The sequence below is a fragment of the Actinomyces sp. Z5 genome, from assembly GCF_003287795.1.
Lineage (GTDB): Bacteria > Actinomycetota > Actinomycetes > Actinomycetales > Actinomycetaceae > Actinomyces > Actinomyces glycerinitolerans.
This window is the reverse complement of the sequence record NZ_QMIN01000023.1, coordinates 37,961-51,989: the sequence shown is the minus strand read 5'-3', so window position 1 is coordinate 51,989 and position 14,029 is coordinate 37,961. Positions and strand designations below refer to the sequence as shown.

At 70.5% G+C, this 14,029-nt stretch carries 12 protein-coding genes; 9 read left to right on the top strand and 3 right to left on the bottom strand.

Features of this window, described 5'->3' with window-relative positions; translation table 11 throughout:
• Positions 1-159: 159 nt before the first annotated feature.
• From truA to glmM, 4 genes are all read left to right on the top strand, one after another.
• Entirely contained in the window at positions 160-1,140 is a 981-nt protein-coding gene (gene truA / locus DRB06_RS02690) for a tRNA pseudouridine(38-40) synthase TruA (protein WP_111819083.1), read from the top strand.
• Positions 1,141-1,460: 320 nt separating this feature from the next.
• Complete coding sequence (rplM, locus tag DRB06_RS02685) at positions 1,461-1,904, top strand: 50S ribosomal protein L13 (RefSeq protein WP_073327509.1); 444 nt, start codon at positions 1,461-1,463, stop codon at positions 1,902-1,904.
• A 40-nt stretch (positions 1,905-1,944) separates the two neighbouring features.
• Positions 1,945-2,436: a 30S ribosomal protein S9 gene (gene rpsI, locus DRB06_RS02680; RefSeq protein WP_073327508.1), complete on the top strand. Its 492-nt coding sequence runs from the start codon at positions 1,945-1,947 to the stop codon at positions 2,434-2,436.
• A 132-nt stretch (positions 2,437-2,568) separates the two neighbouring features.
• On the top strand, positions 2,569-3,927 hold the full coding sequence (glmM, locus tag DRB06_RS02675) for a phosphoglucosamine mutase (protein ID WP_111819077.1): 1,359 nt from the start codon (positions 2,569-2,571) through the stop codon (positions 3,925-3,927).
• A 179-nt stretch (positions 3,928-4,106) separates the two neighbouring features.
• On the opposite strand, the gene DRB06_RS02670 is transcribed toward glmM, so the two are convergent.
• Entirely contained in the window at positions 4,107-5,615 is a 1,509-nt protein-coding gene (locus tag DRB06_RS02670) for an NAD(P)(+) transhydrogenase (Re/Si-specific) subunit beta (protein ID WP_111819076.1), read from the bottom strand.
• A gap of 4 nt (positions 5,616-5,619) precedes the next feature.
• Positions 5,620-7,176: a Re/Si-specific NAD(P)(+) transhydrogenase subunit alpha gene (locus tag DRB06_RS02665; protein WP_111819075.1), complete on the bottom strand. Its 1,557-nt coding sequence runs from the start codon at positions 7,174-7,176 to the stop codon at positions 5,620-5,622.
• A 281-nt stretch (positions 7,177-7,457) separates the two neighbouring features.
• Between DRB06_RS02665 and DRB06_RS02660 the strand changes: the two genes are divergently transcribed.
• The 4 genes from DRB06_RS02660 to DRB06_RS02645 all read left to right on the top strand — a co-directional run bounded on the left by DRB06_RS02660 (position 7,458) and on the right by DRB06_RS02645 (position 10,776).
• Positions 7,458-8,090 (top strand): NADPH-dependent F420 reductase, encoded by a 633-nt coding sequence (locus DRB06_RS02660; RefSeq protein ID WP_083565324.1) that lies wholly within the window; start codon positions 7,458-7,460, stop codon positions 8,088-8,090.
• 156 nt (positions 8,091-8,246) lie between these two features.
• Complete coding sequence (locus DRB06_RS02655) at positions 8,247-8,633, top strand: helix-turn-helix domain-containing protein (protein WP_108966247.1); 387 nt, start codon at positions 8,247-8,249, stop codon at positions 8,631-8,633.
• Positions 8,634-8,773: 140 nt separating this feature from the next.
• The gene (locus DRB06_RS02650) at positions 8,774-9,883 is read left to right on the top strand and encodes a hypothetical protein (protein WP_108966249.1); all 1,110 of its coding nucleotides are present in this window, start codon (positions 8,774-8,776) and stop codon (positions 9,881-9,883) included.
• A gap of 98 nt (positions 9,884-9,981) precedes the next feature.
• Positions 9,982-10,776: a hypothetical protein gene (locus DRB06_RS02645; RefSeq protein ID WP_111819074.1), complete on the top strand. Its 795-nt coding sequence runs from the start codon at positions 9,982-9,984 to the stop codon at positions 10,774-10,776.
• Between the two features lie 125 nt (positions 10,777-10,901).
• On the opposite strand, the gene coaA is transcribed toward DRB06_RS02645, so the two are convergent.
• Entirely contained in the window at positions 10,902-11,924 is a 1,023-nt protein-coding gene (gene coaA / locus DRB06_RS02640; RefSeq protein ID WP_083565322.1) for a type I pantothenate kinase, read from the bottom strand.
• 138 nt (positions 11,925-12,062) lie between these two features.
• Here coaA and glmS point away from each other — a divergent pair, with 138 nt between their 5' ends.
• Complete coding sequence (gene glmS, locus DRB06_RS02635) at positions 12,063-13,997, top strand: glutamine--fructose-6-phosphate transaminase (isomerizing) (RefSeq protein ID WP_073327494.1); 1,935 nt, start codon at positions 12,063-12,065, stop codon at positions 13,995-13,997.
• The last annotated feature ends 32 nt before the right edge of the window (positions 13,998-14,029 follow it).

The following is a 14,029-nucleotide window of genomic DNA, read 5'->3' as shown; positions in this document are numbered from 1 at the left end:
CACGACCTTGGGGTGCATTCCACGACCACCCCGGGGTCGTGCAAAACACCCCGAGGTCGTGCAACGCGGCCCAGGGTCGTGCAAGTGAGACGCGGCCCGACGTCTAGCACCGAGGCGGACGGGTGAAGGCAGCACCCGGGCTGTGGTCTCATGGTTGCCATGACCGATGCCGAGCCCACGCGCGATGCTGACCCCACGTACGGAGCCGACCCCACCCGCCCCGACGCCGTGCGCGTGCGCCTGGACCTGGCCTACGACGGCACCGGCTTCCACGGCTGGGCGGCCCAGCCCGGACAGCGCACCGTCGAGGGCGTGCTGACCACCGCCCTGGCCACAGTGCTGCGCACCACGGTGCGGCTGACGGTCGCCGGGCGCACCGACGCCGGGGTGCACGCCGCCGCGCAAGTCGCCCACCTGGACGTGCCCACCGCGGCCTGGCGGGCACTGCCCGGACGCTCCACCCGCACCCCCGAGCAGGCCCTGCTGGACCGGCTCGCCGGCGTGCTCGCCCGCGAGGCCCAACACGGGCCCATCCACGCCCCGCGCGGTGCCGGCGACCTGGTGGTCTACGGCGTCCGCCAGGTTCCCCCCGCCTTCGACGCACGCTTCTCCGCTCTGACCCGCCGCTACTGCTACCGCATTGCCGACGGCGGCCCCGCCGGCGCCCCACGCGACCCCGCCCGCCGCGGGCAGGTCCTCTGGGTGAACGAGCGGCTCGACGTCGACGCCATTCAGGCCGCCAGCCGCCCCCTGTTGGGGGAGCACGACTTCCTGTCCTACTGCCGCCCCCGCGAGGGCGCCACCACCATCCGCACCCTGAAGGAGCTCTTCTGGCGGCGCCTGCCCGCCGATTCCCCAGGCCCCGACGGCGGCCTGGTGACCCTCACCGTCGTCGCCGACGCCTTCTGCCACTCCATGGTGCGCTCCCTGGTGGGCGCCGCCCTCGAAGTCGGGACCGGACGCCGCGACGTCGACTGGCCCGCCCGGCTGCTGGCAGCCCGCAGTCGAGGCCGGGCCGCGCCGGTTGCTCCGGCCCATGGGCTCACCCTGGAAGCCGTCACCTACCCGGCCGACGCCGAGCTGGCCGCACAGGCCGAGCGGGCCCGCACCCTGCGTCGGGCGCCGAACTGCTGCGACTGACCGCGCGGCTGATGGTGCGGTCGGTTCCGGGCGCCGGTCCCGTCGGCAGGCGCCCCCGCTACCGCTGCACCGTCGGCGAGCGGCACAGCGGCGTGTCAGGTTTCACGGCCGCCCGGGTGCCGGCGGCTTTGACCGTCCCCGAAGCCGCCGGTAGGGTAGGGGACCGTCGTGCAGCACGCGATCACGCTTGTGGTGCCATCCCACTCGCTACTTGCGGCCGGTGCTCCGACCACCTCATCTGACCATGGCGGTCCCGCCGGATGCCAGCGCCTGCGCTGTGTCCGCGTGTCCGCCCGCCAAGAGAAACGAAGGCAACGCCAGTGCGCACGTACACACCGAAGCCCGGCGACGTCAAGAAGAACTGGTACGTCATTGACGCCAGTGACGTCGTGCTCGGCCAGCTCGCAGCCCAGGCTGCAACCCTGCTCCGTGGGAAGCACAAGCCGCAGTTCGCGCCGAACGAGGACTGTGGCGACTACGTCGTCATCATCAACGCCGACAAGGTCGTCCTCACCCGCGGCAAGGCCGACAAGAAGTTCGCCTACCGCCACTCCGGCTACCCGGGCGGCCTGACCGCCGTCTCCTACCGGGAGCTGCTGGCCACCCACCCCGAGCGGGCCGTCCAGAAGGCCATCAAGGGCATGCTGCCCCACACCCGCCTGGGGCGCGCCCAGCTGAAGAAGCTGAAGGTGTACGCCGGTCCGGAGCACCCGCACGCCTCCCAGAACCCGCAGAGCTACCAGCTCACCCAGGTCACCCAGTAAGCGCTCCAGCGCCCGGCACCCGACAAGCAAAGGACACATCGTGGCTGAGACCACCGTCGACATCGACGCGCTGGACGAGGACAACGCCCCCGCCAGCTACACCACCGAATCCACCCCCACCGAGGGACGCGGCCAGTCCATCACCGCTCCTGGCATGGGACTCGGCCGCCGCAAGGAGGCCGTCGCCCGCGTCCGCCTCATCCCCGGCACCGGCCAGTGGAAGATCAACGGCCGCACCCTGGAGGACTACTTCCCCAACAAGCTGCACCAGCAGCTCGTGCGCGCCCCCTTCACCATCCTCGAGCTCGAGGGCCGCTTCGACGTCATCGCCCGCATCAACGGCGGCGGCATCTCCGGCCAGGCCGGCGCCCTGCGCCTGGGCATCGCCCGCGCCCTGAACGAGATCGACCGTGAGGCCAACCGCCCGGCCCTGAAGAAGGCCGGCTTCCTCACCCGTGACGCCCGCATTGTGGAGCGCAAGAAGGCCGGTCTGCACAAGGCCCGCCGCGCCCCGCAGTACTCCAAGCGCTGACCGCGGCGGCGCCCCCTCCGGGGTGCCCCGAAGCGCATATTTCACGTCGGTGGCCGTCTTCCTTCGGGGAGGCGGCCACCGGTTTGCGCTCCGGCGTGGAATGATGGGGCCGTCTACCCACAGGAGGATCCCATGTCACGACTCTTCGGCACCGACGGCGTCCGCGGACTCGCCAACGAACTGCTCACCCCTGATCTCGCAGTCAGCCTCGGCCGGGCCGCGGCCAGCGTCCTGGTCGGCTCGGACGACTCGCCCCACCGGCTGGGCCGCCGCCCCCGCGCCGTCGTCGGCCGCGACACCCGCGCCAGCGGCGAGTTCCTCGACCACGCCATCAGCGCCGGCCTGGCCGCCTCCGGCATGGATGTCACCCGCGTCGGCGTGCTGCCCACCCCCGCCATCGCTCACCTGACCGCCAGCCAGGACGTCAGCCTCGGCGTGGTCATCTCCGCCTCCCACAACCCCTTCCCTGACAACGGCATCAAGTTCTTCGCCCGCGGCGGCTACAAGCTCGAGGACGCCGTGGAGGACCGCATCGAGGCGGCCCTGAACGAGGACCTGCCCCGCCCCACCGGCGCCGCCGTCGGTCGCGTCATCAAGGGCGAGACGGTCGCCGACCAGACCTACATCAACCACCTGGTGGACTCCGTAGCCACCGACCTGTCCGGCCTGCGCATCGTGGTGGACGCCTCCAACGGCGCCGCCAGCAACGTCGGCCCCGCCGCCCTGCGCTCCGCCGGCGCCGAGGTCATCGCCATCAACGCGTCCCCGGACGGGCTGAACATCAACGCCGACTGCGGTTCCACCCACCCCGAGCAGCTGCAGTCGTACGTGCGCAGCGTCGGCGCGGACATGGGGGTCGCCTATGACGGGGACGCCGACCGCTGCATGGCCGTGGACGCAGACGGCAACCTGGTGGACGGCGACCAGATCATGGGCCTGCTGGCCGTGGGCATGAAGGCCGACGGCACGCTCGGCTCCGACACTCTGGTGGTCACCGTCATGAGCAACCTGGGCTTGATCCTGGCCATGCGCGAGCACGGCATCCGCATTGTGCAGACCGGCGTGGGCGACCGCTACGTGCTGGAGAAGATGCTGCAGGGCGGCTACACCCTCGGCGGCGAGCAGTCCGGGCACGTCATCGACACCATCCACGCCACCACCGGTGACGGCGTGCTCACCTCGCTGCGTGTGGCCGCCCGCATGAAGCGCACCAGCAAGTCCCTGGCCGAGCTGGCCAGCATTGTGCAGCGCCTGCCGCAGACGCTCATCAACGTCCCCGGCGTGGACAAGGCCGCCGCCGGCACCAACAAGGCGGTGCAGGACGCCGTCGCCGACGCCGAGAAGCAGCTGGGGGAGACCGGCCGAGTGCTGCTGCGCCCGTCGGGCACCGAGCCGCTGGTGCGCGTGATGGTGGAGGCCGCCAGCCAGGAGGAGGCCGACCGCGTGGCCGCCGGCCTGGCCGCCGTCGTTAAGGACAACCTCGCACTGTGATCGCGCGGCCCGGCTCGCTGCGCTGACCCGCGCCGCCTGACGTGCGACTTCCCGCCCCGCGTGCGCGAGAGGCAAATGCGTATGTGAGAGGGACTTAGACGGACGACCGGGCCCCACACCGTTTGCGGTGCGGGGCCCGGTCCAATTCCGGGGAGAGCTCACCGGTTCACTGCACGTGCTCACTCCATGGCGCGGATGACTTCCTCCACGGTCTCCTTGGCGTCGCCGAAGAGCATGGAGGTGTTGTCCTTGAAGAACAGCGGGTTCTGCACGCCGGCGTAGCCGGTGGCCATGGAGCGCTTGAACACCACGACCTTGGCGGCATCCCAAACCCGCAGCACTGGCATGCCGGCGATGGGGGAGCCGGGCTCCTCCGCGGCGGGGTTGACCGTGTCATTCGCACCGATGACCAGCACCACGTCGACGTCGGAGAAGCTGTCGTTGACCTCGTCCATCTCCAGCACCAGGTCGTAGGGGACCTTCGCCTCCGCCAGCAGCACGTTCATGTGCCCGGGCAGGCGGCCGGCCACGGGGTGGATGCCGAAGGTGACGTCCACGCCCTCCCCGCGCAGCATCTCCGTCAGCGTCGCCACGGGGTACTGGGCGTGCGCCACGGCCATGCCGTAACCGGGGGTGATCACCACGCGCTTGGCGTCCTGCAGCGCCCGGGCGACGGCGCCCACGTCGGTCTGCTGGATGGTGCCCTCCTCGCCCGCGGCGGGGGCGGCGACCGCGCCCTCGGTGCCGTAGCCGCCCAGCAGCACGGACACGAAGGAGCGGTTCATGGCCTGGCACATCAGGTAGGACAGGTAGGCGCCGGAGGAGCCCACCAGTGCGCCGGTGATGATCAGCAGGTCGTTGTTGACCATGAAGCCGGTGAAGGCGGAGGCCCAACCGGAGTAGGAGTTCATGATGGCCACGACCACGGGCATGTCACCGCCGCCGATCGCCACCACCAGGTGGGCGCCCAGGGCAAGGGCGATCACCGTCATCACCGCCAGGCACACCCAGGCCGCCGTCGACCCCGCCGGCAGTAGGATGAAGGCGACCATGAGTACGAGGCTGACCAGCAGAGCGGCGAGATTGAGCTTATTGCGCCCCGGCAGGGTGATCGGGCGGCCCGGGACGCGCCCGGCCAGCTTCAGAGCGGCAAGCACCGAGCCGGTGAAGGTCACGGCGCCGACGAACACGCCCAGGAACACCTCCCCCAGGTGGAAGCCGCCCAGTGACTCGGCCAGTCCGTCGGGGGAGGCGTAGGAGCTGTAGCCCACCAGTACGGCGGCCAGACCTACCAGCCCGTTCAGGACCGCGATCAGCTGCGGCATGCCGGTCATGGCTACCCGCCCGGCCAGCAGCATGCCGATCACGGCGCCGATGCCGAGGGCCAGGGCGATCAGGATGGCGGTGGTGACCACGCCCTGTCCGGGGTCGGAGGTCAAAGCCAGGCCGATGGCGGCCGCGACCGCGACCACCATGCCGACGGCTCCGGCGATGTTACCGGCGACCGCGGTCTCGTGGCGGGACAGTCCGGCGGCGGCGGCGATGAACAGCACCGCCGCGGCGACGTAGGCCAGGGCCACCGGCGAGGGCAGGGTCAGGCCGACGGCGTCGGCGGAGGCCGCAGGGGACACGGCCGACAGAGCCGCTGGCGTGAATGCGGGCAGGGAGACAACAGCTGCGCAGGACATGCCCTCACTCCTTCCTGAACATGGCGAGCATGCGGTTGGTGACCGCGAAGCCGCCGAAGACGTTGATGGACGCGAGCAGGATCGCGATGAAGGCGACGGCGCTGATCGCCGGGTTGGCGTTGCCGACCTGCGAGATGGCGCCGAGCAGGATGATGCCGGAGATCGCATTGGTCACCGACATCAGCGGCGTGTGCAGTGCCGGGGTCACGTTGGAGATGACGTGGAATCCCAGGATGACCGCCAGGGCCAGCACGATGTAGTGGCTGGTGGCGGCCGCGGGGGTGACCAGCACCAAGACGGCGACTGCGACGGCGGCCAGCGCGAGGCCGATGCTCATGCGCCGGCGTGAACGGGCCCGGGCGGCGGCCTGGGCCTCGGCGTCTCCGGAGGCATCGGGGGCCGGCTCGGGGGTCGGGGCGGCCGGCGCCTTGGGGGCGGCCGAGACCGCCACGGGCGGCGGCGGCCACAGCAGTTCGCCGGCCTGGCACACGGTGATGGCCCGCACCACCTGGTCGTCCAGGTCCAGGGTCAGGTCGCCGTCCTTGGCGGGGGTGACCAGGGTAAGCAGGTTGAGGATGTTGCGGCCGTACAGCTGGGAGGCCTGGGCGGGCAGGCGCTCGGCCAGGTCGGTGTAGCCGACGATGGTCACACCGGAGTCGGTGGTGACCACCTCACCTGGCACGGTCAGCTCGGTGTTGCCGCCGTTGGCTGCCGCCATGTCAACGATCACCGAACCGGGCTGCATGGCGTCGATCGCGGCGCGGTCCAGCAGCAGCGGGGCGCGGCGGCCAGGGATGTTCGCCGTCGTGATCACGATGTCCGCGGCGGCGGACTGCTCCGCATACAGGGCGTTCGCCAGCGCCGCCTGGTCGGTACTCATCTCCTTGGCGTAGCCGTCGGCGGACACCTCCTGGGCGGTGGGCACGGGTACGAACTCGGCCCCCACCGACTTGACCTGGTCGGCCACCTCCGGGCGCACGTCGGTGCCCTTGACTACGGCGCCCAGGGAGTAGGCGGTGCCGATGGCGGCCAGGCCGGCCACGCCCGCGCCGATCACGTACACGGAGGCGGGCGGGAACTTGCCGGCGGCGGTCACCTGGCCGTTGAGCAGGCGGCCGAAGTGCGCGGCGGCCTCGATGACGGCCCGGTAGCCGGCCAGGTTCGCCTGGGAGGAGAGCACGTCCATGCTCTGTGCCCGGGAGATGCGCGGCACGGTGTCGATTGCCAGGGCGGTGAGGGAATGGTCCTGCAGGCTCTGCACGAGCTCGGGATGGCGGGCGGGGTCGAGCCTTCCGATGAGGGTGGCGCCCGGGTGCATGAGGTCCAGCTCGGCGTCGTCGGGTGCATAGGCGGTGACGACGACGTTGCAGCCCCAGGTCTCGGCGCGGTCGGCGAGCTGCGCGCCTGCCTCTTCATAGGCGGCGTCGGGGAACTGGGCCGGTGCCCCGGCTCCCCGCTGGACGACGACGTCGTAGCCCAGACGGATCAGCTGTTCCACTGTCTGCGGCGTGGCCGCGGTCATAGAGCGGTCCGGAGGCTGGCAGGGGATTCCAAGACGCATAGAAGCTCCTTTCAGCGGGCGCGCCCAGTGGCGCGGCGGCGACCGCGGGTTGGGGAATACGGGCGCGCGTGGTGACTCACGCAACAGTAGAACGCGTCGGGGTGGGTGTCACGCGGCGTCTCACCGCCGCGGGCCTTGAAGCGGCGCGAAGCGGTGGCCGGCGAGCCGCCCGCCTCAGTGGGAGATGTGGCTCGACTCACTTAAAAGCTCTCTTGCGGGAAGTGAGTTACTGAGGGAGAGTAACACCCGTCGGAACCACCGCACGCAGTAAGGAGAACATCGTGGCTGCTGCATCCCTCCCGTCCGTTACCGTCTTCGGAGCCGGTGCCATCGGCTCCGCCGTCGCCCAGCTCGCCGTCAAGGCCGGCGCCTCCGTCCAGGTGCTTGCCCGCGACGCCGCGAAGGCCGCCGCTGCGGCCGACGGCGCCACCGCCGGAACCATCGGCGACGCCGTCACCGGCGACCTGGTCGTCCTGGCACTGCCCTACCCGGCCATCGCCGAGGTGCTGTCCGCCTACCCCGCGGACGCCTTCGCCGGCAAGATCGTCGTCGACCCCTCCAACCCGATCGACTTCGCCACGCTCGACTCCGTCGTCGCCCCCGGCTCGTCGGCCGCCGCGGAGGTTGCCGAGCGCCTGCCCGGAGCACAGGTCGTCAAGGCCTTCAACACGAACTTCGCCGCGACCCTCGCCGCCGGCACCATTGCCGGTGAGCCGGTCACCGTCTATGCCGCCGCGGACAGCGAGGACGCCAAGGCGACCCTGCGCGCTCTCGTGGAGGCGGCCGGCCTGGCCTATGTGGACGCCGGAGCGCTCAAGCGGGCGCATGAGCTGGAGGCCATGGGCGCGCTCCAGATCGGCCTGGCCCTGAGCGAGCAGGTCGCCTGGACCGGAGGCTTCGCCGTCATCAAGTGAACCCGCCCGCCGGGCAAACCACTAACCGTGTGACGCGTGCGCCCGCCGTCCCCAACTCGGGGCGGCGGGCGCAGCCCTGTACGCTGTACCTTTCTCAGAGGCCGGTAGAATCCCATTGTTCGGGTTCCGACGGCGGGGCGAAGGGAGGAACGGCGCATGAGTGCGACAGGTGAGGGCGAGCACGCCTACAACCCCTACAGCCGGTCCTGCCCCTCACGACGCCTGTTGCGCGAGCTCGGTGAACTGTGGAGCGTGCTGGTCATCGGCGCCCTTTACGAGGGGCCGCTGCGCTTCACCGAGATCTCCCGGCGCGTGGACGGTATCTCCACCAAGATGCTCACCCAGACGCTACGCACCCTGGAACGCGACGGCCTGGTCAGGCGCGAGTACTACACCGAGACCCCGCCGCGGGTCACCTACGAGTTGACCGCACTGGGGCGGGACCTCGCCGACGTCATGGACGCCCTGGAGAAGTGGGCCGTCGGGCACATGGATGACGTGCTCGCCGCCCGCGAGGCATACGACGCCGAACGCGCGGACTAGCCATGTTCCACAGGCCCCGACCGGCTCTCAACCAGTACGACGCCGGCACCTCCACTGCGTCACGAGCGGTGCCACCGCCCGAGCGCATCGTGGCGCGCCCAAACCGTCGGGCTCGCACCAGAGGCTGCCTGATCGTCTTCATGGGACTGCTGCCGATCGCCGCCGGCATAGCGGTGTTGGCGATCGGAGAGATCGAGGGCGGCCTGCTCCTGGTCACCATCGGGGTGCTGGTGGTCTTCCTCGGCACGGCGCCCTGGCGGGAGTACACGATCTTCGACGCCGACGGCATTCACTCCCACACCACGCTGCGTGACATCGACGCCCCCTGGCCCGACTCGCGTGCGGCCTTCGTCGTACGTCAGGCGTACGGGAAATACTTCAATACGGCGTATGTCGTTGCTCCATCGACTGTGGGCAGCTTCAAGCTGGGAGCGCCACGAGTGGTCGGTGGCTTCGTCGGCGACATCAGGGCTCAAGTGGAGACGGAGGTCGACGAGATCTGGGCCTGGGCGGTTGACCGCGGCTACGTACCTGGCGTCGCGCGGCACCGGGGCCATAAGCGGCGCAGGAGGCGCAAGGCGACCGCGCCCGGACGCCCAATGAACAGCCGGGGAGATGCTCCCGCTGCGGAGGTCTTCGACGACGCGGAGTCGCAATGGCAGAAGCCCGTGGTGTTCTCCGCCTGGTCCGGGCAGCGCTGGGAGATCATCTGGCACATTCTCGGCACCCTCGCGCTCGGCGGCGGCGGTGTGGGCTACGCCTTCTACACGCTCAGTCGGAGCGGCATTGACTCCGTGGCCGGCAAGCTGGGTTTCGCAATCGGGCTGCTCATGTTGATTGTCGCGGTGCGGGTATTGCCAGATCTCCTTGAAACCGCCCGTGCCCGCCTGACCGTGTACGCGGAGGGCATCGACTATTTCAGCGGCATGTACTCCTTCTGGATCGACTGGCCCACTTCGCGCTCGTCCATCTTCGTCGCGGAGACCGAGGAGTATCGCAGGACTGTGGTGGAGGTGAGAATCCTCGCCGCCGAGGGCCTGTCCGTATCGGTTCCGGGACTGCGGTGGTTGGGAGGCGGCGATCGCGCGCTTCTGGCTGCTGCGGCGGCGGCCGACTCCATTTGGGAAATGGGCGTCGCCTCCGGCTTCGCGGTGGACGATGGTGGCTACCAGCCGGCCGCCGACCCGGAGTGCGAACGCCGACGCGTCGCCGTCGCGCGCCGGATCGAGTACCTCAATGCCCAGGGATGAACCGAGTCATCGTAGTTTCGGCTCGAGGCGAGCCGTGCGAGGTTACGCGCGGCGGCGCCCTCGAAGTCGGCGGGTCGACCCAGATTTCGGAGTCGCTGGTGCGTCGGCCGAGTCCCTTCACCTACGTCTTCGGCGGCTTCTTCGCGCTGTTGGGGGCCATATTTCTGACAATCGGCTCCCGGTTGCTCGCCTTCGGCGTGTCCGTGGCGCCGTTCGCCGTGGCCGGTGTCGCAGGCGCGGCAGTGCTGATGATCGGTGGAGGCCTGGTGCCTCCGCTCAGATTTCGCACGGTCTTCGATGCCGCCGGCATTAACTCCCGGGGCGTGCTGCGGACGATTCACCTGCCCTGGCCCGACTCGCGTGTCGGATTCATCGTCGCCATAGCCGATGTCGGCAAGGGCGGCAAGCGCGGCCCGGTGGCCCTGGTCGAGGTGGGAGCGGCGGGCCACAGGGTGCGGCTGTCCGCTCCACGCCTGTCGTCCCAGAGGGCCGAAGACCTGCGCTTGCGACTCGAGGCCGAGGTCGATGCGATCTGGGCCTGGGCGCTGGCCCGCGGCTACGCCCGCGAGACGATGCCCGCCCTGCAAGGCGCAGATCCCCATCTCGCGCAGGCCGCACCGCCACTGGTAACGGCACCGCGCGCCCTGCCGGTCGACCGGACACTGCTTGCCCGCGAGCCCCTGGTCCTCAAGGACCAGCCGAGCTGGCTGGACTGGTGTGGACTAATCCCCAACACCGTCATCCTGGTGTTGCTATGCATCGTGGCGCTGCCGGCGGTGCTCGGCCCGGAGCGGATGCCGCAGGCCTTTGCCGGCGTATTCCGGGAGGACGGGACGCTGCGCCGCGCCAACGATCGGCGGATCGCCTACCTCACGTCCCGCGGCATCATGTAGGAAATCGGATACCTTCGGCCCATGCGGACATTCGGCCCGTCGCGGGTGGGTGCGGGCGGTTGCCGGTTGCGGGATGCTCCGCCCGAGTCCGCCCCGACCCGCCCCAGCCAACCGACCATGGGCGTTCAGGCCTTGCGCAGCAGCACCCGGCTCATGTGATGGTCGGCGTCCTTGTGCAGCACGAGGGTGGCCCGTCCCCGGGTGGGGGCGATGTTCTCCCGCAGATTCACCAGGTTGACGCTCTCCCACACCTCGTTCGCCGCCGCCAGCGCGATGTCGTCCGGGATGGCCTGGTAGCGCCGGAAGTAGGAGTCGGGGTCCTTGAAGGCCGTGTGCTTGAGCGTCAGGAAGCGGTCCAGGTACCAGCGGCGGATGTCCTCCGGGTCGGCGTCCACATAGATGGAGAAGTCGATGAAGTCGCTCACCGCCAGCGCCGACGCCACCGTGCGCTCATCGTTGCCGGGGGAGTGGCGCACCCGCGGGGCGGGCTGGAGCACATTCAACCCCTCCAGCACCACCACGTCCGGCCGCTCAATCACGAGTTTCCTGCCCGGCACGATGTCGTAGACGGTGTGCGAGTACACCGGCGCCTCCACCCGGGGTGCTCCGGACTTCACCGCGGTGACGAACTCCAGCAGCGCCTTCTGGTCGTAGGACTCCGGGAAGCCCTTGCGGGCGGTCAGGCCGCGCGCCTCCAGCACGGCGTTGGGCAGCAGGAAGCCGTCGGTGGTCACCAGGTCCACCCGTGGGGTGTCCGGGAAGCGGGCCAGCAGGTGGGCTAGCAGCCGCGCCGTCGTCGACTTGCCGACCGCAACCGAGCCGGCCACAGCCACCACGAACGGCGTGGGGCGTTCATCCACCCCCAGGAAGTCGGCGGTGCGGCGGGCGCGCTCGCGGGCGGTGGTGATGAAGTGCTCCAGCAGTGCCGTCAGCGGCCGGTAGACCACATCCACCTCCGGCAGGTCGATCGGATCACCCAGGCCGCGCAGCTTCTCCAGGTCCGCCTGGGTCAGCGGCAGCGGCGCGGCGGAGGCGAGCGCGCGCCACTGGTCGCGGTGCAACTCGATGTACGGCGAGGGGGGCGTCCCGGGCCGGGACGTCAATGCCGCAGAGGATGCGGGGATGTTCACCGCACCAGTGTGACGCATTGTTACCTCATAGGCACGTGTGGGTGCCGCCAGGAGGCTGTGACGCCGCATCTCTCACCGGAGCCGCCGGTCGATTTCTGCGCGCGTTCACGGCGCGGGCGTTGAATCGGGAGGGGGATTGGTGGTTCTATCGGGCACATGTGTGGAATCGTCGGCCACGTCGGCCCCCTGACCCCGTCAACCGCCTCGTCCGCCCCCGGCTCCGGCCGCTCCCTGGAGGTGCTGCTGGACGGACTCTCGCGCCTGGAATACCGCGGCTACGACTCTGCGGGCGTCGCCCTGGTGCGGCCAGACGGCGTCGAGCGCCTCACGACCGTCAAGGCCGCCGGCAAGCTCGACAACCTGCGCGCCGCCTTGGACGCGGCCGCGCCTGCGCCGGCCACCGCCGGCATCGGGCACACCCGCTGGGCCACGCACGGCGGCCCCACCACCGAAAACGCCCACCCGCACCGGGCGGGCTCCTTGGCCGTGGTGCATAACGGCATCATTGAGAACTTCCGGTCCCTGCGCGCCGAGGTGGAGGCCGCCGGCCGCACCCTGCTGTCCGCCACCGACACCGAGGTGGTCGCCCACCTGCTCGACCTCGACTTCACCGACCGGCTCGCCGCCGCGGGCGAGGCCGGCACCGTGGACCCGGACGCGGCCGCCGCGTTGTTGGTGGAGTCCATGCGCGCCGTCACCGCCCGCCTGGAGGGCACCTTCGCGCTGCTGGCCGTCACCGAGCTCGCCCCCGGTGCGATCGTCGCCGCCCGCCGCTCCAGCCCGCTGGTGATCGGCCTGGGCGAGGGGGAGAACTTCCTCGGCTCGGACGTGGCCGCCTTCGTCGCCTTCACCACCCACGCCGCCGAGGTCGACGACGACCAGGTGCTGCTGCTGACCGCCGACTCCGTCACCGTGTGGGACGCCGCCGGTGACGTCGTCACCCCGCGCCAGTGGGAGGTCTCCTGGGATGCGTCCGCCGCCGTCAAGGGCGGGTACGACACCTTCATGGACAAGGAGATCCACGACGAGCCCACCGCCGTCGCCGAGACCCTGCTCGGGCGCGTCGACGACCGCGGTGAACTGGTCCTGGACGAGATGCGCATCGACCCGGCCGTGCTGCGCAGCATCGACAAGATCATCGTCGTCGCCTGCGGCACCGCCGCCTACGCCGGGCACGTCGCCAAGTACGCCATCGAGCACTGGTGCCGCATCCCGGTGGAGATCGAACTCGCCCACGAGTTCCGCTACCGCGACCCGATCGTGTCGGAGAAGACCCTGACCGTGGCCATCTCCCAGTCGGGGGAGACCATGGACACCATCCAGGCGGTCCGCCACGCCCGCGAACAGGGCAGCCGGGCCTTGGCGATCGTCAACACCTACGGCTCCACGATCGCCCGCGAGGCCGACGCCGTCCTGTACACCCACGCCGGCCCGGAGGTGGCGGTGGCCTCCACCAAGGCCTTCCTCGCCCAGATCACCGCCTGCTACCTGCTGGGCCTGTACCTGGCGCAGCTGCGCGGCAACAAGTGGCCCGACGAGGTCGCCGACTACCTGGAGAATCTCGGCAAGATGCCCGCCAAGCTCGAGCGCCTGCTCGCCGAGCAGGAGGACAGTATCCGCGAGCTCGGGGCGCAGCTGGCCGACCAGACCTCCTTCCTGTTCCTGGGCCGCCACGTCGGCTACCCGGTGGCGTTGGAGGGGGCGCTGAAGCTGAAGGAGGTCGCCTACGTGCACGCCGAGGGCTTCGCCGCCGGCGAGCTCAAGCACGGCCCCATCGCCCTGGTGGAGGACGGGCTGCCGGTGTTCGTCATCGTCCCCACCCCGCGGCGCCCCGTCCTGCATGACAAGGTCATCTCCAATATTCAGGAGGTGCGCGCCCGCGGCGCCCGCACCATCGTCATCGCCGAGGAGGGCGACGAGGCGGTCACCCCCTTCGCCGACACCGTCATCCGCATCCCGGCCACGCCGACCCTGATGTGGCCGCTGCTGACGGTGGTGCCGCTGCAGATCTTCGCCTCCGCGCTGGCCAAGGCCAAGGGGCTGGATGTGGACCAGCCCCGCAACCTGGCCAAGTCCGTCACCGTGGAGTAGCGCTCATGAATGGGGCTCCAGCGTCTGCCAAG